Here is a 22,041-nt window from a genome sequence, read left to right as displayed (position 1 = left end):
GGCAGCCGTGTGGCGTTGTCCGTCAGGCGACGGGACCCGCGCCGAGATAGGACATCGGTACCGGGATGGTCGCCAGTACCAGCTTCTGGAGCACCATGTTGTCGTCCAGCCGCCAGATCTTGATCGTGTGACGGCCGCGAGCGACGTCACCAAGGCCTACCGACAATCGTACGCCATTGTCGCGCACCGCATCCGCCCAGCGCGTCTTCGCGATATTGTCCGTATCGCCTCCGGTAGGCTCGAGCACCGCACGCAGGACCTGAACCGCACCGCCGTCGATCGACACGCCGATTCGCGATCCGTCATGACCGAATGTGTCGAGCGTCGGCACGAGGTACAGCGTCAGAGTCGCCGGTCCCGCCTTCGCCATGGTGACGTCGTATTCCAGGCAGACGCCGTCACTCGCCAGTGTTGCCGGTCGACCTTGCGGCATCGCGATCATCGCACCTGCCGTACGACCCAGATGCGGGATCGTCGTCCAGCGCAGCCCCTTGCCGTCGCGTGCGCGACTGAACGCGGGTGCTTCGAGGGCAACGATACCGGCCTGCGTCGCGGGCGTCGGAACGAAGACCGGCTGTTGCCGTCGCTTTGCCTCGGGCGTATCGGCACCGACCCGGACGATGCTCGGCATGGTCTGTTTGGTGGGATCGTTCCAGATGACATAGCTCATATGGACCTGCGCCATCATGCCGTCCCACTTGCCGCCGTTGATCGCGTGATACCGCTGCGTCAGTTCGCCGTCGCGCCGGAAAGCGGTTTCGACCTGATCGGCAAAATAATTGGCGCGGGCGTCGTTCTTCGACGCCAGCAGCCGGTTCCACGCGGTGCCGTAATACAACCGGTACAGGTTCGCGACGGCTGCCACGGGAAACTCGACCAACTGGTAATAGGCGTCACGCTGATCCGGCCGCAGCGTGGTGCGAACCGTGATCATCCGTGCCTCCAGCGCGTCCCACCCTTCAACCATCGCGCCGAACTCGCCGCCATCGAGGCCCTTGGGGGTGACTCTGCCTAGCGGGAAGCTGTCCTGATCGATCAACTCCGGCTTTCGGCGTGCGACATACTGGCTGTACTGCGTGACGATCTCGCCGATCGCCCGCGACTGGTCCGGGCCGAACGTCGCCGTCGCCCATGCGCGCGGATAGTCGGCAACCGCAGCCGGGGTCATCGCATCCGGGTTCCAGGCCTGCGCCAGGAAGAACCCCAGCGGATATTCCATCGGCTTGATATCGCCGACGTTGACGATCCAGATCTGCGTCGCACCACGCCGGTACGCCAGGTCCATCTGCTGCCAGGTCTTCTCGATCTGGTTGGTGTTGATCCACTTGTAGTTACGCGGACCGCCGACATAATCGAAGTGATAATAGATGCCGTACCCGCCTTTTCTCGGCGGTGCGGCGGGATCGGGCAGGCGGCGGATCTGGCCCCAATTATCGTCCGAGAACAACAACGTGACGTCGTCCGGCACCTTCATGCCGTGGTCGTAATAGTCCTGTACTTCCTTGTAGAGCGCCCAAACCTGCGGCGTGTCGCTCGCCGGTTTGCCGGTCACGTCGGCGATGATCTTGCGCTGGTCGGCGACGACGCGTTCGAGCAGCCCGGTCGCGGTGCCCTCGGCCATCGCCTCGTCGCCGTCACCGCGCATGCCGACGGTCACGACGGAGTCGTAATGCTGGCCGCCGCCCTTCGCCATCATCCGCTCGATCCCGCCGCGCCAGAATTTTCGCAGGTTGGCGCCGTTCCTGTCGTAATCCCATGCACCACCGGTCACGCCGCCATCTTCGTGACGATGCCATTCGGCCTGCGCGCGCAGCATCGGCTCGTGGTGCGAATTGCCCATCACGACGCCCATCGCGTCGGCCAGCACCATGCTCGCGGGGTCGTCGTCCGCGAACGCCTTGCCCCACATGGCGGGCCACAGATAATTGCCCTTCATCCGCAGCAGCAGTTCGAAGACGTGCACGTACATCGCCGCGTTCACGCCACCGAACGCCTTTTTCGCCCATCCGCTGAGGCAAGGATCCTCGTCGTTGATGAAGAACCCGCGATAGCGGACCTTGGGCTGGTCGTGCCTCGAGCCGGCAGGGATCAGCACGTCGCGCTGGCGACGGACGGGCACGTCGGCGAACCAGTGCCACGGCGAAACGCCGATCCGCTCGGATACGTCATAGGTACCGTACACCGCGCCGCGCCGGTCCGACCCGACGATCACCAGCGCACGCGACACGCCCGGCAGCGGATCGTCGACGACGATCTGCCGAAACGCTTCCCATTCGCCGTACAGGTCGGCGGCCGCGATCTTGCCCGACGCCACGAGACGATCGATGACGGCGCTGTGGCCTAGCACGCCAATGATAACCACCAGCCCCTGCGCAACGCCGCTCGCGCCATCGGTCAGGCGCGCAGCGGTGCCGCTGACCCTCTCCAAATCGGCGGCGAAATTGGTGGCGACATGCCGGACCGCGCTGTCGGCGTCGGCGTCGATCATGACTGCCGCCGGAATGCCCTTTTCGATCAAGGCAAACGCGGTCCGCGGATCGGGGGCTACATGCGCTTCGGCACCGAACAGGGGTAACGTCGCGAGCGCAGCGCCACATGCGGCACCGCCCATCAGCGTACGGCGTGATACGGCCCGTGACATCGTCGTCTCTCCTGTCGTGAGCAGGCGGACAGCCCCAGTTGAAACCCGCTGGCTGCGCTTGGCGGACCTCGCATCAGCTATCCGTAGCCCGATCGCGCCCCCGTCGGGTCTTCCCTGCGAAATCTCGCCGGCTGCACTAGTATCGTCGAACCGATCTTGCCGATCATCGGTCGGTATGTGCGATCGTAGACCCGGTCGCGACCACGTCTTGAGGTAAATACCGACGGTGCGGTCGCATCACGACCGCACCGTCCGGTCTACTAGAAGGTCCCGCGCAGACCGACCAGGAACTGACGGCCTGGCTTGTACTGCGTGAAGGTCGCATTCTCGAACTGGAAGTACGACCGCAGCGTCGCGTTGGTGAAGTTCGCGACGTTGACCGTCAGCTGGGGCGCCCCTGCAAAACCGAAGATCTTGTCGAGGTCGAACGACGAGGAGAAGTCGTAGGTCGTATAGTCCGTACCGAACAATGCCGCTGCCGGAATGCCGTTCTGCGCCGCACCACTGTTCTGCGAACCCTCGCGCGAGGTGGTCGACACGCGCAGCATCACGCCATGCTTTTCGTAATAGGCGGTGACGTTGTAGGTGAACGGGGCCACGCCGAACGCCTGTGCCGCGCCCTTGCTGGTCTGGTCGACGATCGTCGCATTGGCGTTGAAGCCGAACCCGGTGATGCCGATATTCTTGGTCAGGAAATCGAGCGGCTGGACCCACTGGAATTCGAGCCCGTTGATCGTCAGCTTGTCGGCCACGTTGACCTGCGACGTGACCTGGACCTGCGCCGTGCCGGGGCCGCCACGCGAGTTGATCGCGATCTGCTGCGTCGGGTTCAGCGTGTCGTACGTGATCCCGTATTGCGACAGGTTCGAGAACGGAACCGTGCTGATCGCGGTGTTCGTGAAGCCCTTGATCGACTTGCGGAACGCGTTGAAGCTGACCACGCCTTCACGACCGGTATAATATTCGAAACCCAGGTCGAGGTTCGTCGACATATACGGCTCGAGCGCCGGATTGCCGATCGACGCCTGATCCGCCGATGGGGCCCCGAAGTTCACGCCCGGCAACTGTGCCGACGGGTCCGGCCGCGTCATCGTGCGCGAACCGGCAACGCGGACCACCGCATGCTCGCCGACGTCATACGCGAACGTCGCGGCCGGCAGCCACTTTGCATAGACGTTACGCGTCGACACGATGCTGACGAGGTTCGGATACCGGCTACCGTCCGGCAGCGCGGCGCCGGACGCCGTCGTGTTGCGGGGATCCGGCAACGAGACGCGACCCGTAATCGTCTGGATCGTGTTGACGTAGCGCACGCCGACGTTGAACCGCAGCATGTTGCCGCCCAGGTCCTGCGCACCGTTGACCGTGGCGAACGCGGACTTCACCACTTCGCGGATACCGCCACCGCTTGCACCGGTGGTCGACGCGCCGCTCTCCGGCGAATTGTCGTGGTAGAAGTCATAGTTGGTTGCGGCTGCGAACTTCGGCCAGTCGACCGTCACGAAACCGGCCGGCCCTGGCGTTAGGTAGCTGGGTGCCGCCGAGTTGGGAACGAGCGAGCCACCATAGGTTACCGGGCCGGTCATGCCCGCGGTCGATCCGGTGCCGAAGCCCGGATAGGTCGGATAGCCTGCGAGGATAACGCCCGGCGCGTTCCGGCCTTCGCAGGGCGGCTGCGAGTTGGGCGAGGCGATGAAGGCGCTGGGATTGTTGCCGCAGACTGCGTTCTGGTACGCCTGACTGTTGTCGTTGCTGCTGATCCGGCGCGACACGTCGTCGAACGCGCCGCCGATCTTCAGGTTGAGCGCCGTATCACCCCAGGTCAGGTCGCCGCGTGCGCCCTTGCTCTTGTTCAGGCGACGCTCGTCGGAGATGTTGACGCGGCTGCCGGGGTTCCAGCCGAAGTTCGCCGGATCGTTGAGATCCAGGGCGCTCTGGATCGTCGGAATGCCGCTGCCGTCGTTGGAGTAGGTCACGGTATTGCCGACGCCCAGCGGCGTCGTCAGGCCGACCGACGGGTTCTCGCGGTGGAAGGTCGAACGCGCGTAATTGCCTTGCAGGTTCAGCTTGAGCTTGTCGGAGATCGCCCAGTCGCCGCCCGGATTGACGCTGAACAGCTTCGTCGTCTCGGTATAGGGGCGGAATTCGTTGAAGAACTGCGCGTTGGCGAACGTCCCGCCGGTGACGACGCAGCCGATCGTGCAATCCGCCTTGTCGAACGTCAGGTTGGTCGGGATGACCGCGCCATTGCGGACGATCCACGCCATGTTCTCGCGCGTCAGGTCGTTCTTCTTGTAGCCATACAGGCCATCAACGTAGAAGTGCAGCGTATCGGACGGCTGCCATTCCGCACTGACGATCGCGTTGATACGGTCGCGCGGACCGCGGATGCTGGTCGACCGGCCAAGCCGAGGCAGCAGCGCATTGTCGATCTGCTGGATCGTCGCACCGGGGTTGTTCGCGAGCAGGAACGCGCTGGTGATCGGCGTACCGGCTACCAGCCCCGCACCGGCGCCGACAGGCACCACGGCCGGGATCGTCCAGTTGCCGCCACCCGTCGTGTTGCAGCCCGAAGCAGCGCCGCACTGCGCCGCCGTCAGCGCCGGATTGGTATAGCCAATCGTCTCGAACCCGCGCGTGTCGGTGAACAGGCGCTGGGCGGACACACCGGCCAGAATACCGACCTTGTCTCCGCGCCAGCTGCCGATCACCGAGCCGCGGGCACCGATCCGATCTTCTGGCGACTGCTTCGTACCCTGCACGTTATACGCCAGGAACGAGGTCGAGCGATCGAACGGGCGGGCCGACCGGAGGTCGATGTTACCGGCCGCGCCACCTTCGAGCAGGTCGGCGGTATAGCTCTTGTTGACCGTCAGCTTGGTGAACAGGTCGGTCGGGAAGAAGCTGAGGTCGACCGAACGATCGGTTCCCTGTGCGTCGGTCGCGCCCGACGACGCAACCGCGATCGTCGCGCCGTTGAGCGTCACGTTCGTGAAGTTCGATCCGAGACCACGGATCGCGACGTTCGTGCCTTCGCCGGTCACGTCGCGTGTGATCGTGATGCCGGGGATGCGGTTGAAGGATTCGGCGATGTTCGTATCGGGGAACTTGCCGATGTCTTCCGCGAAGATCGAATCGGTAAAGCCGGTCGAGGCGCGCTTGGCGTTGGTCGACTTGGCGAGGCTCGAACGATAGCCGGTCACGACGATGTCTTCGCCCGTGGAGCCCTGCGTATCACCGACTTCGAGCGGCGTCTGTGCGGCCGGCGGCGGCGTTGCCGGGCCATTGTCCTGGCCATCGGCGGGCGTCTGATCTTGTGGTGGCGGAGCGTTCTGCGCCGCAGCGGCCGTTGCACATAAGGCGCCAAGGGTCGTCGCGCACAACAGAACGGCGCGTGTCAGGCGAGGTGCCATCTTAAATGGTGTCATGATCAGGATCCTCCTTGGAACCTCGCTGTCCGACTGGCGGCACGAAGCATCTCATTGTTGTTATATTTGAAGCTGGAAAATTCAGGCGCTGGGCGTTGCGCGGCGCAATTCACAGGCTCGACCAGATGGCCGGCAAGCGTGCGACATCAATAGCGGTTCAAGCCATCCCCATTCCCCGTCACGCCCGTCTGATGCAGGTCGATTGATAGCGCTATCTTGCTGGTATTGGTCAACGAGTCAAGCGCGTTCGGTTAGGCCAATATCTGCTCGAATGGCTGGCAAACCGATATTGCGCGGTGGCCAGCGGTGCTCTCCACGACCCTGAGCACCCGGTGGATGTTGGGCGCGTCTGGATCCGTGGCCTCCAGCACCCTTGAAGTATATTTTGGTCCCGGTAGCGCAAACCTTAATCAGTTCGGAATCTTGGCAGGGGTCCGATCGAACACGCCGCTGTGCATAAGATGCTGTGAGTCAAGATAACCGTCGCTATTGATATGACGGCGGCTCGCCTTCTCACGAAAATGTGCAGCCCGCTTCATGCAAACACTCGGCCAGTGATGCAGCAAACTTCCCGATAGCCCGGTGCATTTTGCGAGATACAGCACTGAGACCTCGCCGCATAAGCCGCACGCCTTGCCTAAAATCGATTGTGGTCCCCGCCGAGCATGGGATGAGTGCTGCGATCCACGTTCGGAGAGGTGAGTACATGCGTTCCAATCTTCCTAAATATTACACGGCAGCCATCATCCTCGTTGGCGCGACGACGCTTGGCGGATGCGCGACGAAGGGCTTCGTCCGGGAGCAGATCGCAACCGTCAACACCCGCATCGACGGCATGGACGGCCGCCTCCGCACGGTCGAAGGCACGTCGGGCCAAGCGCTCGCTCAGGCTCAGGCTGCTGCCGGCCAGGCTCAGCAGAACGGCCAGCGCATCGATCAGATCAATGGTCGCGTCGACGGCATGGAACAGCAGTTGCAGCAGCGGCAGCGCAAGCCCCGCGGTTAAGCGCAACATCGCACACATCGATTGCCCGGCCGGACTATTCTGCTGACCATCACCGCGATCCTCGATGGGCCGTGCCACCGCGTCTTGCGCGTTGGCACGGCTATGATGCTGGCGATCGCGTTGCTTGCACCGCAGCTTAGTCTGGCCGCGCCTTCCAATACGAACGCGCGTGCCGCTGCGCCCGTGCGCAAGCGCAAGCCGCCCGCGGTGAAAACGGTGTCCCCGCCAATCGTTTTGGCGGAGGAGACCGCGCAAACCGTGCGATCGGAGGCGGCGAGCCGCATGATCGCTTGGGTCGCGGCCGCGCACGACAACGGCAAGCTGCCCTATGTCGTCATCGACAAACAGGCGGCGACGCTGTTCCTCTTCAGCGCGAAGGGCGACTTTCTCGGAGAGGCACCGGTGCTTCTCGGCATCGGCATCGGCGACGACTCGTCTCCGGGCGTCGGGGCCAAGAGCCTGGAAGAGATCGGTCCTGCCGAGCGGACCACGCCGGCGGGTCGGTTCATCGCCAAGTTCGGTCGCGCGTTAGGTCGCCAGCGCGTCTTGTGGGTCGATTATACCAACTCGGTCGCACTCCACGCGGTGATCACCACGCACAAGGCCGAGCACCGGGTCGAGCGACTGCTGTCCCCCACACCGGACGACAACCGGATCAGTTTCGGCTGCATCAACGTCGGCACCAGTTTCTACAGCAAGAAGCTGCGCCCGCTATTCCAGCGGAAAGGCGGCATGGTCTATATCCTGCCCGACACCAAATCGCTCGACGAGGTATTCCCGCGCGTGCGCCTGTTGCCGTATCTCGACACGGTCGCGAGCAGATAGGCCATAGCGCCGAGGGGCAAAGTTATGACGATATTGATGGCAGCCCTGCTGGCCGCAGCCGACCGACCGGTCGTGGTGAGTTCCGTCACGACCGCGCAACTCCTCGAGTTTTGCCGCGGCAAGGACACCGATCCTACGTCGAATTTCTGCACCGGCTACATCATCGCGGCGTTCGACACCTTGTCGCTGTCCCGCCAGATCTGCCCATCACAGACCCGTTCGTCGAATATCGAGGTCGTCGCTACGACACGCAAATATCTGCGCAAACACGCCAAGGCGACGGGCACTGGCGCGCCCTCGTTCGTCGTGCGTGAGGCGTTGCAGGAAGCATTTCCCTGCAAGCGTAGATAGCTGCGTCAAGCCCGCTACGATCGCCATGCATGGCATTCGTACCGCGGAGCATAGCGGCACGACTTCCCGATCGCGTCCAAAGCGCGGCATGATGCGCGCATGGTTTCCACACGCAACGCCATCGTCAGCCTCCCCGCGGGCGATATTCAGGGTCGATCCGAACACGGCATCTCAATCTACCGCGCGGTCCCCTACGCGACCGCGCCGGTGGGTGAGCAGCGTTTCGCGCACCCCCAGCCCGTCGCCGAATGGACCGGCGTCCGCCCTGCCCTGAATGCAGGCGCCAACGCTCCGCAACGTACGCGGCAGGTGCCTGCGCTAAATGCCGAACCGCTGATCGGCACGGGATGGTCGAAGGGCGACGACTATCTGGCGCTCGACGTCCTGCGCCCCGACGATCAGCGCACCGCCCTGCCCGTCATGGTGTTCATCCACGGCGGCGGGTTCGTCGTCGGCAGCAAGGACGCGTCGGTCCAGGACGGGCGGACGTTCGCACGCGACGGCATCGTCTATGTCGCGCTCAACTACCGGATGGGGATCGACGGCTTCCTGCCGATCCCCGGCGTGCCGACCAATCTCGGCCTACGCGACATGATAGCGGGGCTCGGCTGGGTGCAGGCGAACATCGCGGCGTTCGGCGGCGATCCCGGCAACGTCACGGTGTTCGGCGAAAGCGCGGGCGCGATGGCGGTCGCCGATCTCGTCACGTCGCCGCTCGCCAAGGGCCTGTTCCGCCGCGCGATCGTGCAGAGCGGCCATGGCGGTATGACCCGCGACATCGGCGTGGCGCAACGACTGGTGCGCAAGCTCGCAAAACTGCTGCGTATCACGCCCGATCGAGCGGGATTCGCAAGCCTCCAGCCCGGCGAAGCGATGCTGGATGCGGTCGAGAAAGTCTCGCTTCCGACGACACGGCTCGACCTGCGTGGTGCCGACGGACGCGAGCCGGTGTTCGGGATCAGTCGCTTCGTCCCCGTCCACGGCGATGAGATACTCCCGACCGAGCCGCTCGAAGCGCTCAAGCAAGGCGCCGGTGCCGAGGTCGAGCTGCTGATCGGCAGCAACGCCGAGGAGATGAACCTCTACCTCATCCCCAGCGGCGTGCGCGACAAGGTCGGCAAGCTGCTCGCCTGGTTTATCCTGCGCAAATCCCAGCCGCGTGCATGGGCGGTGCTCAAGGCGTACGGCATGGGCACAAGCAAGGCACCGGGGCAGGCACTGACCGATGCGATGAACGACCTCGTCTTCCGCTGGCCCGCGCGCCGGTTCGCCGAGGAACATCGCGGGCGCACGCATATGTATGAATTCGAATGGCGCTCGCCGCGCTTCGGCGGAGAGCTCGGCGCGTCGCACGGCATGGAACTGCCGTTCGTGTTCGACAGCCTCGCGACGTGCACCGGCGAGGAAGGCCTGTGCGGCACCAACCCGCCGCAAGAACTGGCGACCCGTATCCACAGCATCTGGGTAAATTTCGCGCGCGATGGATCGCTGCCCTGGGCGCCTTTCGAGCGCGATACGCGATTGGTCTACAAGCTTGCCGCGGGCGAAGCACAGTTCGAGCCGCCGATGTCCGCCGCGCCTTTCCTGCCCTGACCGGAGCATTTGCATGTATCTCGACCGTCTCCGCCTCGACGGCCGGACCGCCCTAGTCACGGGTGGCGCACAGGGCATCGGCTATTGCTGCGTTGACGCGCTCGCGGAGGCCGGCGCACGCGTCACCATCGCGGACCGTGACGCAGACGCGATCGGCGCAGCGATGGAGTCACTCCGCGCAAAAGGTCATATCGTCGAAGGCGTCGTCCTCGACGTGACCGACCCGGCGCGCGTGACGCAGGTCGCCGATCAGGCCGGCGTAATCGACATCCTCGTCAACAATGCCGGCATCGCGCGCAGCGAGACCGCCGCCGAAGACGTCACCGACGAACACTGGCGCAACGTCCTCGACGTGAATCTCAACGGCACCTTCTGGTGTGCACGCGCCTTCGGCCGGCACATGCTCGCCGCCGGAAAGGGCAGCATCGTCAATGTCGGATCGATGTCCGGCTTCATCGTCAACCGGCCCCAGCCGCAAAGCTATTACAACGCGTCGAAGGCGGCGGTGCACCAGTTGACCAAAAGCCTCGCCGCGGAATGGGCGCCACGCGGCGTTCGCGTCAATGCGGTCGCGCCGACCTATATCGCGACCCCGCTCAACGCCTTCGCCGACAAGGCAGGCGCGATGTACAAGCGCTGGATCGACGGCACCCCGCAAGGTCGTCTCGGCGAGCCCGAAGAGGTCGCCTCGGTCGTCCATTTCCTCGCAAGCGATGCGGCAAGCCTGATGACCGGCAGCATCGTGCTCGCCGACGGTGGTTATACCTGCTGGTAAAACGAGTCTCGACCGGCCAAGTCTCGATTCCGATCGGCATAGCCATTATCCTTTCCGATAGGTCGGACCGAGCGCACAACCTTTCAGACAGGTGAGCAAAGACTCGCCAGCCGTAGAGAGGATTATCGATGCGCTTTCGCACCCTGCTTGCTGCCACCACTGCTCTTGCCTTCGCGTTGCCCGCGACCGGCTGGGCTCAGGTCGCCAATACCCCCGACGCGACCGCTACGACGCCACCCGGGCAAGCCGCCTCCGTGGCACCGCAGACCGGCGACCAGGACATCGTCGTCACCGCCCGCAAGCGCGCCGAGACCTTGCTCGACGTGCCGATCGCGGCGACCGCGATCAGCGGCAACACGCTGACCGAACGCGGCATCAATTCGGTGCGCGAGGCCGCAGCGTTGACCCCCGGCCTGAACATCACCAGCGACGGTGCGGGTCGCGCGTTCGTCTCGATCCGCGGCGTCGGCGTCACGCTCGTGCAAACGGTCCAGCCCGGCGTCGGCCTGTTCATCAACGGCATCTACCAGCCGAACACGTCGTATCTGAACAACCCGCTGCTCGACATCGACCGGATCGAGGTGCTCCGCGGGCCGCAGGGCACGCTGTACGGCAAAAACACGCTGGGCGGCGCGATCAACGTCATCACCCGCCAGCCTTCGAACCTGGTCGAGGCGCGCGGCAATCTGAGTTTCGCCGGTCCCGACGACAGCATCCTCGCCTCCGCCTCGGTCAGCGGCCCGATCATCAAGGACAAGCTGCAGGTCCGCATCGCCGCCGGCCACCGTCAGCAGGATGGCTTCCTGCGCAACCCTCTGCTCGGCACCGATGCCAGCCCGTTCAAGACGGACTCGCTCAACGGCACGATCCGTTTCGCGCCGGTCGACGACGTCGTGCTGACGGTGAACGGCTATTACGACTGGGTGAACGGCGCGAACACGCCCTATTCGCGCGTCACCGGCCCGACCGATTATTCGCGCATCGTCCAGTTCAACGCGCTGTCACGCGTCGAATACCGTTACCGCGGGGTCAGCGCCCGGCTCGAGACGCCGATCGACGCGATCAATTCGAAGTTCACGCTGCTCGGATCGTACGACGCGCGCAACGGCTTCTCGCCCGACACTGACGCCGACTTCGGCCCCGCCAACATCGCCCGCTCGACAACCACTGATAAGCTCCGCACCAAGACCGTCGAAGCGCGGCTCGATACCGAGCTCAGCAGCAATTTCAGCTCGCTGGTCGGCCTGTTCTACAGCCGCGAGACCACCGGCGCGACCGACACGACGCGGATCGTTCCGGCCAACCTCACCCGCCTGACCAACAACGCGACCAAGGCCGACACCTATGCCGCGTTCGGCACGTTGTTCTGGAAGCCAAGCGCGGCGTGGGAGGTGGCGCTCGGCCTGCGCTACGATCACGAGGATCGCAGCGCCGAGGGCAACGTCGCGATCTCGGTCGGGCCGGCCAACCTGCCCGTCACCGTCACCAACGCGAAGCTGAAATCCGACCAGGTCGAGCCGCGCCTGTCGATCACGCGCCACTGGACCAGCCAGTTGATGACCTACGCCTCGGTCGCGCGCGGCTATCGTGGTGGCGGCTTCAACGCCCCGACCGCGCCGATCCGCACCTACAAGGGCGACTCCGCCTGGACCTATGAGGTCGGCTCGAAATACGTCTCGCCGGACCGCGTCTTCAGCCTGTCGGGCGATGTCTTCTACAACGACTATTCCAACTATATCGGCCTCAACTCGATCGCACCGGCGGCGGGTGGCGGATTGGTCACGGTCGACCTCAACAGCGGCGACGTCGAAAGCTACGGCGCCGAACTCGAGGCGACGGTGCGTCCGGTCCGGAACTGGTCGATCAACGGCAGCGTCACCTACCTCCACGCACGCCTCACGGACTCCTCGCCCTACACCGCGGTCACCGGTCGCCTGCTGTCGTCCGATCGGCTGACGTTCCAGCCCGACTTCAGCGGCAACATCTACAGCGACTACACTATTCCGCTCGGCGGCACCGAATCGGTGACGCTGACCGGCGGCGTCGTCGCCAAGGGCCGTCGCCTTGCGGGCACGCTCAACCAGACCACGCCGACGTTCCTGAAGGGGTATGCGCTGGTCAACACTGCGATCACCTATCGTACCGGGCCGCTCGAAGTCGCGGTGTTCGCCAACAACCTGCTGCAGAAGAACTATTTCGACGCTTATATCGAAAAGACGACGTTGCAGCTTGCCGGACTCCCCGCCTCCGATCTTGGCATCATCGGCGAGCGCCGCCGCATCGGCGTCCGCCTCGGCTTCAGGTTCTGATCCCATGCTTCTCGATACCGCCTTCGTTCGAGCCGAGCTCGATCCCGCCTTCCTCGACCGGTTGCGAGACCGGTTCGGGACCAGCCTTCACCTGACCGACGCGATGCTGCGCCAGCACGGCTCGAACGAAGCGCATTTCGATGTCGTCCTGCCCGACGCGGTCGTCTTCGCACGCTCGACGCAGGACGTGGTCGATCTCGTCAATCTGTGCGTCGCCGCCGACGTGCCGATCGTGCCGTTCGGCGCGGGCACCTCGATCGAGGGCAACGCGGTACCGGTGCGCGGCGGGGTCAGCGTCAATCTGGGCGAGATGAACCAGATCGTCGCGGTCAACACCGACGACTTCGACTGCACCGTACAGGCCGGGTGCCGCCGCGAGCAACTGAACGAACATCTTCGCGATACCGGGCTGTTCTTCCCGATCGATCCGGGCGCGAACGCGACGATCGGCGGTATGGCCTCGACGCGGGCGAGCGGCACCAACGCGGTCCGCTACGGCACGATGCGAGAGGCGGTGCTGAGCCTCAAGGTCGTGACCCCCGACGGGAAGGTCATCACGACGTCCCGCCGCGCGCGGAAATCCGCGGCTGGCTACGACCTGACGCGGCTCTATGTCGGCAGCGAAGGCACGCTCGGCATCATCACCGAGGTCACGCTACGCCTCCATCCGATCCCCGAGATGATCTCGTCCGCGGTGTGCGGCTTCGAAAGCCTCGAGGGGGCGATCACCACCGTCGTCCAGGCGATCCAGGTCGGCGTGCCCCTCGCCCGCGTCGAAATCCTCGACGACATGCAGATCAGGGCGGTCAATGCCTGGTCGAAGCTCGCCCTGCCCGAGGTGACGACGTTGTTCTTCGAATTCCACGGCTCGCCCGGCGGCGTCGCCGAGCAGGTTGAGATGGTCAGCGCACTCGCGGCCGAGAACGGCGGTGGCGATTTCGTTTGGTCCAACTTGCCTGAGGAACGTGCCAAGCTCTGGAAGGCGCGGCACGAGGCCTATTACGCCGCCGTCGCGCTCCGGCCCGGCGCGGTCGGCTGGACCACCGACGTGTGCGTACCGATCAGCCGCCTGCCCGAGTGCATCACCGCGACCAAGCACGACCTTGCGAGCGCGAGCATGCCTGCGACCATTCTCGGGCATGTCGGCGACGGCAATTTCCACGTCATCTTCGCGATGGACCCGAGCTCGCAGGACGAACTGCGCGAGGTGAAGGCGATCAACGACCGGCTTGTCGCGCGCGCGCTGGAGATGGACGGCACCTGTACCGGTGAACACGGCATCGGTCTCGGCAAGCAGGACTGGCTGGTCAAGGAACTCGGCGACGCGGTCGACGTGATGCGCGTGCTGAAGCGCGCGCTCGATCCGAAGAACCTGTTCAACCCCGGCAAGATCTTCAGCCTGTGAGTGCGGCAACGCCCCCGTTCGCCCGTTCGCTCGCGCCGCTGTTCGCACTGGCGCTGGCGATGATGCTCGGCTTTGCGCTGATGGGCTCGTTCGGTACCGTGCAGGAAGGCGCGAAGGCCGAACTGCATCTGAGCGACTACAGCCTCAGCCTGATCCAGGGATTGAGCGCCGCCTTGCCGCTCGCGCTGTTCTCGATCCCGATCGGCATATTGGTCGATCGGCACAACCGCGTCCGGATCATGTTCGCCCTCGTCGCGACGGTGGTCGTGGGCACGGTGCTGACCGCGTTCGCGAACAGCGTCCTGCTCTTGTTCGTCGCGCGGATGCTGACCGGCATCGGCGCGACCGGTGCGCTGACCGCCGCGCTGTCGCTGTGTGCAGACCTGTGCGCGCCGACCCAGCGTGGCCGGGCGCTGCTCATCATCAATCTCGGCAAGTCGCTTGGCCAGGCGATGGCGTTCGGGCTGACCGGCATATTGTTCGGCATGATCGCGCATGGCGGCGCGCCCGACTGGTTCTGGCACGCGGCACCGTGGCGCAGCGCGCACCTCATGCTCGGCATCCTCGCCGCCGTCCTGATGATACCGCTGTTCCTGTTACACGAACCTGCCCGCCAGGAGGTCGCCGCCAGTACGCACGCCCCGTTCCGCATCGTCGCAAGCGAACTTTGGGCGCGCCGGACGTTCCTGCTGCCGTTGTTCGTTGGCCAGGTCGGCGTCGTCATGGCCGATGCCGCCGCGGCAATCTGGGCCGCACCAGTCCTCTCGCGCAGCTTCCACCTGCAACCCGATCAGGTCGCGTATTGGATGGGACCACTGATCTTCTTCGCCGGGTTGCTCGGCGCGATCTTTGGCGGGCTTTCGGCGGACTGGGGCCAGAAGAGCGGACGGCGTGGTGGTCTCCTAATCGGCGCGGTAATCGCGGCGGCCGTCGGTATCCCCGCCGCATTGTTCCCGATCGCGCCGTCCGTGCCGGTCTTCGCCGCAGCGCTCGGCACGTTGCTGCTCTGCGGCGCGGCGACCGGTGTGGTGACGTCGGTTGCGCTGACCGTATTGATCCCCAACGAGCTTCGCGGGCTGTGCATCGGCGCGTTCATCGCCATCGCCGGGCTGATCGGCTTCGGCGTCGCACCCACGTTGGTCGCCGCCGCGAGCAGCCTTTACGGCGGCGAAAGCCATCTCGATCAGGGTCTGGCGACGATCGGCATCCTCACCAGCCTGCTGTCGACGATCGCCTTCTTCATCGCAATGCGACGCGCCCCCGTATCGGCAACGACCGAACCTATCTGAAAGCCCTTGCACCAGCTATCCGATAGGTTATAACTGGTCATCTACTTGGAAAACAGGAGCGAGAGGCATGATGAAAACACGGATCGACGTATCGCCAGAAATGATCGCCTTCATCGGCGACGGCATGGTCCCGTGCGAGGACTGGCCCGATACGTCCGTTGGTTTCAGCTACCTCTTCTCCCCGGCGATCTGTGCGTTCCACACGGATACCGATGCCTGCGACGACCTCACAGCGGCGGATATCGTGTTCGTCGTGAAGCGTGAGGCCTGCACGCGCACGTTCGGCATGCTGCCTGACGCGCCCGCGACGTGGCACATGCCGAACGAAATGCGGAGTATCGCGCTGGCGGTCCGCGACTGTCGCCTCGCCGGGCTCGCCGCGGCGACCTTACGCGTCGCGAAAAGCATCGAGCTCCTCTGCGTCACCTTTGAACAGCTTGGCGACGGCAGCATGATCCCGGCAGACGGCACCGGCGTGCTGACCGCGTCCGAGGCACGCCGCATCGCCGCAGCTCGCGACCTGATCGACAAGCGATGGAACGAGAAACTGACGCTGGAGACGATTTCGCGCGCGTGCGGGATCAATCGCGCGCAACTGACCCGTGGGTTCCGGTCGATGTTCGCGATGAGCGTCGCCGATGCGATTGCCGATCGCCGGCTGGGCGGCGCACGACAGATGTTGCTGGCGACGGACCTGCCCGTCTCGGCGATTGGCTACAAATGCGGCTATCTCAACAATGCGAGTTTCACGCGCGCCTTCTCACGCCGCTTTGGCCAGGCGCCGACCCAGCTTCGCAACACCCGGCTTGCGGCATGAGCGTTTCGCTGGTCGATCAGGCAGTCAGCCGTGTCCGCGCGCACATCCGCGACCATGACCTGAAAGTCGGCGACACCCTGCCCGGCGAAGGCCATTTCGCAACTGAGCTGAGCGTCAGCCGTGCGGTCATGCGCGAAGCGTTCGGTGCCCTCGCCGCGCTCCGCCTGATCGACGTCGGCAACGGTCGAAAGGCGCGGGTCGGCGCGATCGACGGGTCTGTGATGGCCGCTTCGATCGATCATGCCGTTGCTACTGCGCAGATCACGACGACCGAAGTCTGGGACGTCCGTAGAACGCTGGAACTACGTACCGCCGCGTTGGCGGCGGACAATCGCAGCGACGACGACGCGAGAACGATCATCGATCATGCGCGGCAAATGGCGTTTCACGCGAACGATCTGGATCGGCTGATCGGTCATGACATCGCCTTCCATCAGGCGATCGCCCACGCTGGCGGCAACGCGCTGTTCCATCAGATCGTCCGCTCGTTCGAACAGCTGATGCGTATAGCCGTCCCGACCGCGTGGGATACGCGGGAAACGGATACGGAGCGCGCTACGGTCTTCCGCGTTCATGAAGACATTGCCGAGGCGATTGCGGACCGTGCCCCGAAAGCCGCCACCTTACTGATGGAGGCGCATTTCGATAATTCGATCAGTGCGATATTATCATCATCGACGGCCGCGTAACCTCCGCATGCCGGCAACCATTACGGCGCCGGCCGCTCCACCTGAGCCTCGGCGAGATACACGCCGAACAAGCCCTCGGGATCGGTCCACGCCGCCACGGGCGTCCACCCGCCTGACCGAAGCAGGATCCGGGCATCGCGCGCGCCGTATTTGTGGCTGTTCTCGGTGTGGATCGTCTCGCCAGCCACAAGTTCGAACGACCGCCCATCGACGGTAAACGCCACGTCGCGCACCGCCTCCAGATGCATCTCGATCCGCGCGCGATCGTCGTTCCACACCGCCTTGTGCCGGAATGCGTCGACCGGGATGTCGCCGTCCAGTTCGCGGTTGATCCGCTCTAGCAGGTTGAGGTTGAACGCCGCCGTCACGCCCTGCGCATCGTCATACGCCGGCACCAGCACGTCCTCGCCCTTGATCCGGTCCATCCCGATCAACAGCATCGCGCCGACGCCGAGCGACGCCCGCATCGCGCGCAGCAGATCGACCGCCATCAGCGGGATCATGTTGCCGATCGTCGACCCCGGGAAAAACCCGAGCTTGGGCGTGTCCGCAATCGTCTTCGGCAAGCTCAACGGCCGCATGAAGTCCGCCTCGAACGGTAGTACCAGCAGATCCGGAAACTGCTCGCCCAGCACCTTCGACGACTCCCGCAAGAAATCGCCCGAGATGTCGATCGGTACATAGACCGACGGCGCCACGGCCTCGAGCAGGATCGGCGTCTTGGTCGACGACCCCGAGCCGAACTCGACGACCGCCCGCCCCGCGCCCGCAAGCGTCGCGACTTCAGGACACGCCGTCTCCAGGATCGAACGCTCGGTCCTCGTCGGATAATATTCGGGGAGGTCGGTGATCTTCTCGAACAGCTCCGACCCACGCCGGTCATAGAACCACCGCGCCGGGATCGCCCGCGGGCGTCGCGCAAGCCCGTCTAGCACATCGGCACGGAACTGCGGATCGGCGAGCGTCTGCTGGCCGTCCTCGATCTCAGGCTTCAACATCAGATATCTTTCGCGAGACGCACGCCGGTGAACTGCCACCGTTGGTGCGGATAGAAGAAATTGCGGTAGCTCGCGCGCATATGGCCACGCGGCGTGGCACAGCTGCCACCGCGCAGGATGAACTGCGAGCTCATGAACTTGCCGTTGTATTCGCCGACGGCGCCGGCCGCGGTCACGAAACCGGGATACGGGCGGTACGCGCTGCCGGTCCACTCCCAGACATCGCCGAAAAACGCCGGACCATTCGCCGCAGGCCGAGGCTCGACCGGCCCTGCCACGTCCATCTGGTTGCCGCCGTTCGCGTCGTGCGACGCCGCCGCCGCCTCCCATTCGAACTCGGTCGGCAATCGTGCGCCAGCCCAGCTCGCATACGCATCCGCCTCGAAGAAGCTCACATGCGTCACCGGCGCCGCTGGATCGATCGCGCGCCGGCCGTCGAGCCCGAACCGTGTCCAGCCCGCCTCGCCCTGCTCCCAATAGAGCGGCGCGACGATGCCCTCGGCCTTCACCCACGCCCAGCCATCCGCCAGCCAATGCCGCGCTTCGGTATAGCCGCCATCGGCGATGAACGCCGCCCATTCGCCGTTCGTCACGGTGCGGTCGGCGATCGCATGCGGCACCAGCAAGGCGGCGTGACGCGGTCCCTCGCAATCGAACGCGAACCCGCCGCCGTCATGCCCGACCTCGACGATCCCGCTCTCGCGCGCGATCCAGCCGATCGGCCCCGGCATCTCGACGGGCACCTTCCGCGGCGCCGGCCATATCGCAGGCTCCAGCGGGTTCTCGGAAAACATGTGGAGGATGTCCGTCACCAGCAATTCCTGGTGCTGCTCCTCGTGATGACACCCGAGCGCAACCAACGCCTGCGCATCCGCCGACAACCGCGGCAGCGCATCGAGCAGCGCCGCATCGACATGCGCGCGGTAAGCCCTCACCTCGTCGAGCGACGGCCGCGTCACCATCCCGCGCCGATCGCGCGCATGGCGCCGCCCCTCGGCCTCGTAATAGCTGTTGAACAGGAACGGGAACCGCTCGTCGTGCAGCGCATAACCATCGACATGATCGCGCAATACGAAGGTCTCGAAGAACCACGTCGTATGCGCCAGATGCCACTTTGTCGGCGACGCATCGTCCATCGACTGCACCGTCGCGTCCGCATCCGACAGCGGCGCAGCGAGCGCCAGCGACAGCGCTCGTACCGTCGAGAAGCGTTCGCTCAAATCCGACGAATGAGCGGGGGTGAGATCGGGACGAATAGGCTGCGGCATCGGTTATCCTTCAATGCGTCGCCCAGTACCGCAACGCGCGAACGCCGATCACGCCTGCGCGCGCGTAGCCCCCGGTCGCCATAGAACGTCGCCGGCCCCGTTTTGGTTCACTGCGCGCGACGCCACGAACAGGAAATCAGATAGCCGGTTAACATACGCTAATGCCGCCGGATTCAGCGGCATATCATGCGTCGCCGAGACCGCGGATCGCTCCGCCCGCCGCGAAATCGCGCGCGCCAGATGCAGTGCGGCGGCCTGCGGCGATCCGCCCGGGAGGATGAAGCTCCGCAACGGCGCGAGGTGCACGTTCATCGCATCGATCTCGCGCTCCAGTCGCTCGACCTGCGCCGGCACGATCCGCAACACCATCTCGGAAGGCGCGAATCCATCGTCACAGGCGGGGGTCGCAAGGTCGGCACCAAGATCGAACAGGTCGTTCTGGATCCGCTCCAGCGCCACGGCGAGCGGATCGTCGCTGAGCGCCACTACCGCCAAACCGATGGCGGAGTTCGCCTCGTCGACATCGCCGATCGCCTGCATCAGCGCGCTAGCCTTCGACACCCGCGACCCGTCGACCAGCCCCGTCGTGCCGTCGTCACCGGTTCGCGTGTAGATCTTGTTGAGCTTGACCATCGGTCGATTCCTTCTGTCCGACCATGCTGTGCCACAAGTCCGTCACCCCAGCGAAAGCTGGGGTATCCCTCGTGGCTCGCGACATCCGCCTAACGTCGAGATCCCAGCTTGCGCTGGGATGACGGTGGTTAGGAAAGCGCGTTAGACCCTAGTTCCGCCCCGCAGCGAACAGGATCACGACAACGATCAGGATCGCCAGCGCCTGGAAAAAGATCCGCTGCTGCATCATCCGATTCGATTTGAGCGACGCCGCGCTCGGGCCGTTGCCGTCGCGAACCTGCGCCGTCCCCTCCTGCAGGAACGACACGACGCCCCGCACCAGGGCCACGACGGTCGCGATCATCGCCGCGATCAGGAGGATGACGAGGAATGTGTTCATAAACGGAATGTAAGCGCACCGGCTGTCGCTAGCAATGGCTTGAACAGTGTTGCGGATCGCCTGGTGATGCGCGCAAATGCTGCATGTTATACTTGACGCTGAAAGCTCTGATCTCGGGCATTCTTATCGCCGCCGCCTCGGAGATCGCCAAACGCTACCCCGGCTTCGGCGCGTTGGTCGCGTCGCTGCCGCTGGTGTCGGTGCTCGGCATGATCTGGCTCTGGCACGACAAGCCCGACCCTCGGACGATGGCCGCGCACGCCGGCGCGACCTTCTGGTACGTCCTGCCATCCCTGCCGATGTTCCTGCTGATCCCGGCACTGCTCCGCCACGGCGTGCCGTTCTGGGTGTCGCTGGTGGCGGGGTGCGTCCTGACGATCGCGCTGTACGCAGCGATGACCTGGGCCGCGCCGAAGCTGGGGATCGAGCTTTAGCGGCAGCGCCAAAGGCGAGATGAACGCCACCCAGCAGATGCCCCCACCCCGGCGGAGGCCGGGGCCTAGTTGGAAAGGTCGCAGTAACGAAGCGCAGCGCTCAGTTGGCAACGTCTCCCAACTGGGCCCCGGCCTCCGCCGGGGTGGTGCGAGATTACGGATGTCCCACTCTCCTCATTGTTTCCCCGCGAAGGCGGGGACCCAGTCTGGGCTCCCGCCTTCGCGGGAGAACAAGGAGGCACGGGCTACGATCCGTCTCCGGCCATACCCTGCTCGGATCACCACGCTAATGATCGACAGCGCGGATCGGTCACCCCCCACTCCGCACCCGAGCCGCCAACGCCACCCCATCCTCACCACCATCCCGCATCTCAGCCAGCGACAAAGCCCCGTCCCGTTTAGCCAACCGCCGCCCCGCCGCATCCACCACCAGCGGATGATGATGATAGCGCGGCACCGGCAACCCCAGCAAAGCCTGCAACACCCGGTGCACGTCCGTCGCCGCGAACAGGTCCACCCCGCGCACCACGTCCGTCACCCCCTGCGCCGCATCATCCAGGGTAACCGCCAAATGATAGCTCGCAGGCGCATCCTTCCGCGCCAGCACGACATCCCCCTGCGCCAGCGGATCGGCCACAACCGTCCCCGCAATCGCATCATGCCACGCAAGCACGCCGGTAATCGCCCCAGCCTTCGCCATGTCGAGCCGCCAGCAATGCGCCAGATGCGCCCGCGCCGCGGCCTCGTCCGCACTCAGACCCCGACAAATTCCCGGATAGACCGGCCCGACATCCCCCTGCGGCGCCGACGCGCTCGCCGCGATCTCCGCCCGCGTACAGAAACAGGGGTAAACCAGCCCGCGTGCCTTCAACTGCTCCAGCGCAACATCATACGTCGCCAACCGCTCCGACTGGAACACCAGCGAGTCCCACCGAAGCCCAAGCCACGCCAGATCCTCCAAGATCCCCGCGACGAATTCAGGCCGACTCCGCGTCGCGTCGATATCCTCGATCCGCAGCAGGAATTGCCCGTCCCGCTCCCGCGCATAGTCGTGCGCGCGGATCGCCGACACCGCGTGGCCCAGATGCAACCGCCCCGTCGGGCTCGGCGCGAACCGCGTTACGACCGGTCCGTCGCTCAGCATGCTTGACCGACCGCCACGCGGCGTGCTGTCATGGCGGTGTCATCGCTGTCGTCCATA

General features: G+C 65.0%; 18 protein-coding genes. 11 read left to right on the top strand and 7 right to left on the bottom strand.

Annotation, left to right across the window (positions count from 1 at the left end; all coding sequences use genetic code 11):
• Positions 1-22: 22 nt before the first annotated feature.
• The gene (locus O6X71_RS08535; RefSeq protein WP_353465461.1) at positions 23-2,641 is read right to left on the bottom strand and encodes a glycosyl hydrolase 115 family protein; all 2,619 of its coding nucleotides are present in this window, start codon (positions 2,639-2,641) and stop codon (positions 23-25) included.
• A 260-nt stretch (positions 2,642-2,901) separates the two neighbouring features.
• On the bottom strand, positions 2,902-6,069 hold the full coding sequence (locus O6X71_RS08530) for a TonB-dependent receptor (protein ID WP_353465460.1): 3,168 nt from the start codon (positions 6,067-6,069) through the stop codon (positions 2,902-2,904).
• 706 nt (positions 6,070-6,775) lie between these two features.
• Between O6X71_RS08530 and O6X71_RS08525 the strand changes: the two genes are divergently transcribed.
• The 10 genes from O6X71_RS08525 (at position 6,776) to O6X71_RS08480 (ending at position 17,128) form a co-directional block, all read left to right on the top strand.
• Entirely contained in the window at positions 6,776-7,075 is a 300-nt protein-coding gene (locus O6X71_RS08525) for a hypothetical protein (protein ID WP_353465457.1), read from the top strand.
• Between the two features lie 21 nt (positions 7,076-7,096).
• A complete protein-coding gene (locus tag O6X71_RS08520; protein ID WP_353465456.1) occupies positions 7,097-7,900 on the top strand; it encodes a hypothetical protein in 804 nt (267 codons plus the stop codon).
• A 24-nt stretch (positions 7,901-7,924) separates the two neighbouring features.
• On the top strand, positions 7,925-8,251 hold the full coding sequence (locus tag O6X71_RS08515; protein ID WP_353465455.1) for a Rap1a/Tai family immunity protein: 327 nt from the start codon (positions 7,925-7,927) through the stop codon (positions 8,249-8,251).
• A 99-nt stretch (positions 8,252-8,350) separates the two neighbouring features.
• Positions 8,351-9,844: a carboxylesterase/lipase family protein gene (locus tag O6X71_RS08510; RefSeq protein WP_353465454.1), complete on the top strand. Its 1,494-nt coding sequence runs from the start codon at positions 8,351-8,353 to the stop codon at positions 9,842-9,844.
• A 13-nt stretch (positions 9,845-9,857) separates the two neighbouring features.
• Positions 9,858-10,619, top strand: coding sequence for an SDR family NAD(P)-dependent oxidoreductase (locus O6X71_RS08505; protein ID WP_353465452.1), 762 nt, complete (start codon positions 9,858-9,860; stop codon positions 10,617-10,619).
• A gap of 128 nt (positions 10,620-10,747) precedes the next feature.
• Positions 10,748-12,928, top strand: coding sequence for a TonB-dependent receptor (locus O6X71_RS08500; protein WP_353465451.1), 2,181 nt, complete (start codon positions 10,748-10,750; stop codon positions 12,926-12,928).
• A gap of 4 nt (positions 12,929-12,932) precedes the next feature.
• The gene (locus O6X71_RS08495; protein WP_353465450.1) at positions 12,933-14,333 is read left to right on the top strand and encodes an FAD-binding oxidoreductase; all 1,401 of its coding nucleotides are present in this window, start codon (positions 12,933-12,935) and stop codon (positions 14,331-14,333) included.
• Positions 14,330-15,622, top strand: a complete 1,293-nt coding sequence (locus tag O6X71_RS08490) for an MFS transporter (protein ID WP_353465449.1) — start codon at positions 14,330-14,332, stop codon at positions 15,620-15,622. The genes O6X71_RS08495 and O6X71_RS08490 overlap by 4 nt, the downstream gene beginning before the upstream one ends.
• A 67-nt stretch (positions 15,623-15,689) precedes the next feature.
• On the top strand, positions 15,690-16,439 hold the full coding sequence (locus O6X71_RS08485) for a helix-turn-helix domain-containing protein (RefSeq protein WP_353465448.1): 750 nt from the start codon (positions 15,690-15,692) through the stop codon (positions 16,437-16,439).
• Positions 16,436-17,128, top strand: a complete 693-nt coding sequence (locus O6X71_RS08480) for a FadR/GntR family transcriptional regulator (RefSeq protein ID WP_353465447.1) — start codon at positions 16,436-16,438, stop codon at positions 17,126-17,128. The genes O6X71_RS08485 and O6X71_RS08480 overlap by 4 nt, the downstream gene beginning before the upstream one ends.
• A gap of 20 nt (positions 17,129-17,148) precedes the next feature.
• Here O6X71_RS08480 and egtD read toward each other — a convergent pair whose 3' ends face one another.
• The 4 genes from egtD to O6X71_RS08460 all read right to left on the bottom strand — a co-directional run bounded on the left by egtD (position 17,149) and on the right by O6X71_RS08460 (position 20,406).
• The gene (gene egtD, locus O6X71_RS08475; protein ID WP_353465446.1) at positions 17,149-18,126 is read right to left on the bottom strand and encodes an L-histidine N(alpha)-methyltransferase; all 978 of its coding nucleotides are present in this window, start codon (positions 18,124-18,126) and stop codon (positions 17,149-17,151) included.
• Positions 18,126-19,394 carry an ergothioneine biosynthesis protein EgtB gene (gene egtB, locus O6X71_RS08470; RefSeq protein ID WP_353465444.1) on the bottom strand — a complete coding sequence of 423 codons (1,269 nt, stop codon included), beginning with the start codon at positions 19,392-19,394 and terminating at the stop codon, positions 18,126-18,128. The genes egtD and egtB overlap by 1 nt, the downstream gene beginning before the upstream one ends.
• A 48-nt stretch (positions 19,395-19,442) precedes the next feature.
• Complete coding sequence (locus O6X71_RS08465) at positions 19,443-20,027, bottom strand: cob(I)yrinic acid a,c-diamide adenosyltransferase (RefSeq protein WP_353465443.1); 585 nt, start codon at positions 20,025-20,027, stop codon at positions 19,443-19,445.
• 148 nt (positions 20,028-20,175) lie between these two features.
• Complete coding sequence (locus O6X71_RS08460; protein WP_056052241.1) at positions 20,176-20,406, bottom strand: twin transmembrane helix small protein; 231 nt, start codon at positions 20,404-20,406, stop codon at positions 20,176-20,178.
• Between the two features lie 83 nt (positions 20,407-20,489).
• Between O6X71_RS08460 and O6X71_RS08455 the strand changes: the two genes are divergently transcribed.
• Positions 20,490-20,840, top strand: coding sequence for a DUF3147 family protein (locus O6X71_RS08455; RefSeq protein ID WP_353465442.1), 351 nt, complete (start codon positions 20,490-20,492; stop codon positions 20,838-20,840).
• 310 nt (positions 20,841-21,150) lie between these two features.
• Here the strand turns inward: O6X71_RS08455 and gluQRS are convergent, their stop codons facing one another.
• Positions 21,151-21,984 carry a tRNA glutamyl-Q(34) synthetase GluQRS gene (gene gluQRS, locus O6X71_RS08450; RefSeq protein ID WP_353465441.1) on the bottom strand — a complete coding sequence of 278 codons (834 nt, stop codon included), beginning with the start codon at positions 21,982-21,984 and terminating at the stop codon, positions 21,151-21,153.
• Positions 21,985-22,041: the final 57 nt, after the last annotated feature.

The organism is Sphingomonas faeni (assembly GCF_040407505.1).
GTDB classification, from domain to species: domain Bacteria; phylum Pseudomonadota; class Alphaproteobacteria; order Sphingomonadales; family Sphingomonadaceae; genus Sphingomonas; species Sphingomonas faeni_E.
Note: the sequence above shows the minus strand (reverse complement) of the source record. Positions and strands in the feature narration are given on the sequence as shown.

Excerpts from the sequence above, each read along its gene's own strand:
- O6X71_RS08500 (WP_353465451.1), top strand. The coding sequence starts at position 10,748 with ATGCGCTTTCGCACCCTGCTTGCTGCCACCACTGCTCTTGCCTTCGCG.
- egtD (WP_353465446.1), bottom strand. The coding sequence starts at position 18,126 with ATGTTGAAGCCTGAGATCGAGGACGGCCAGCAGACGCTCGCCGATCCG.
- O6X71_RS08460 (WP_056052241.1), bottom strand. The coding sequence starts at position 20,406 with ATGAACACATTCCTCGTCATCCTCCTGATCGCGGCGATGATCGCGACC.
- O6X71_RS08465 (WP_353465443.1), bottom strand. The coding sequence starts at position 20,027 with ATGGTCAAGCTCAACAAGATCTACACGCGAACCGGTGACGACGGCACG.
- O6X71_RS08535 (WP_353465461.1), bottom strand. The coding sequence starts at position 2,641 with ATGTCACGGGCCGTATCACGCCGTACGCTGATGGGCGGTGCCGCATGT.
- O6X71_RS08455 (WP_353465442.1), top strand. The coding sequence starts at position 20,490 with ATGTTATACTTGACGCTGAAAGCTCTGATCTCGGGCATTCTTATCGCC.
- O6X71_RS08510 (WP_353465454.1), top strand. The coding sequence starts at position 8,351 with ATGGTTTCCACACGCAACGCCATCGTCAGCCTCCCCGCGGGCGATATT.
- O6X71_RS08530 (WP_353465460.1), bottom strand. The coding sequence starts at position 6,069 with ATGACACCATTTAAGATGGCACCTCGCCTGACACGCGCCGTTCTGTTG.
- O6X71_RS08505 (WP_353465452.1), top strand. The coding sequence starts at position 9,858 with ATGTATCTCGACCGTCTCCGCCTCGACGGCCGGACCGCCCTAGTCACG.
- O6X71_RS08515 (WP_353465455.1), top strand. The coding sequence starts at position 7,925 with ATGACGATATTGATGGCAGCCCTGCTGGCCGCAGCCGACCGACCGGTC.
- gluQRS (WP_353465441.1), bottom strand. The coding sequence starts at position 21,984 with ATGCTGAGCGACGGACCGGTCGTAACGCGGTTCGCGCCGAGCCCGACG.
- O6X71_RS08480 (WP_353465447.1), top strand. The coding sequence starts at position 16,436 with ATGAGCGTTTCGCTGGTCGATCAGGCAGTCAGCCGTGTCCGCGCGCAC.
- egtB (WP_353465444.1), bottom strand. The coding sequence starts at position 19,394 with ATGCCGCAGCCTATTCGTCCCGATCTCACCCCCGCTCATTCGTCGGAT.
- O6X71_RS08485 (WP_353465448.1), top strand. The coding sequence starts at position 15,690 with ATGATGAAAACACGGATCGACGTATCGCCAGAAATGATCGCCTTCATC.
- O6X71_RS08525 (WP_353465457.1), top strand. The coding sequence starts at position 6,776 with ATGCGTTCCAATCTTCCTAAATATTACACGGCAGCCATCATCCTCGTT.
- O6X71_RS08495 (WP_353465450.1), top strand. The coding sequence starts at position 12,933 with ATGCTTCTCGATACCGCCTTCGTTCGAGCCGAGCTCGATCCCGCCTTC.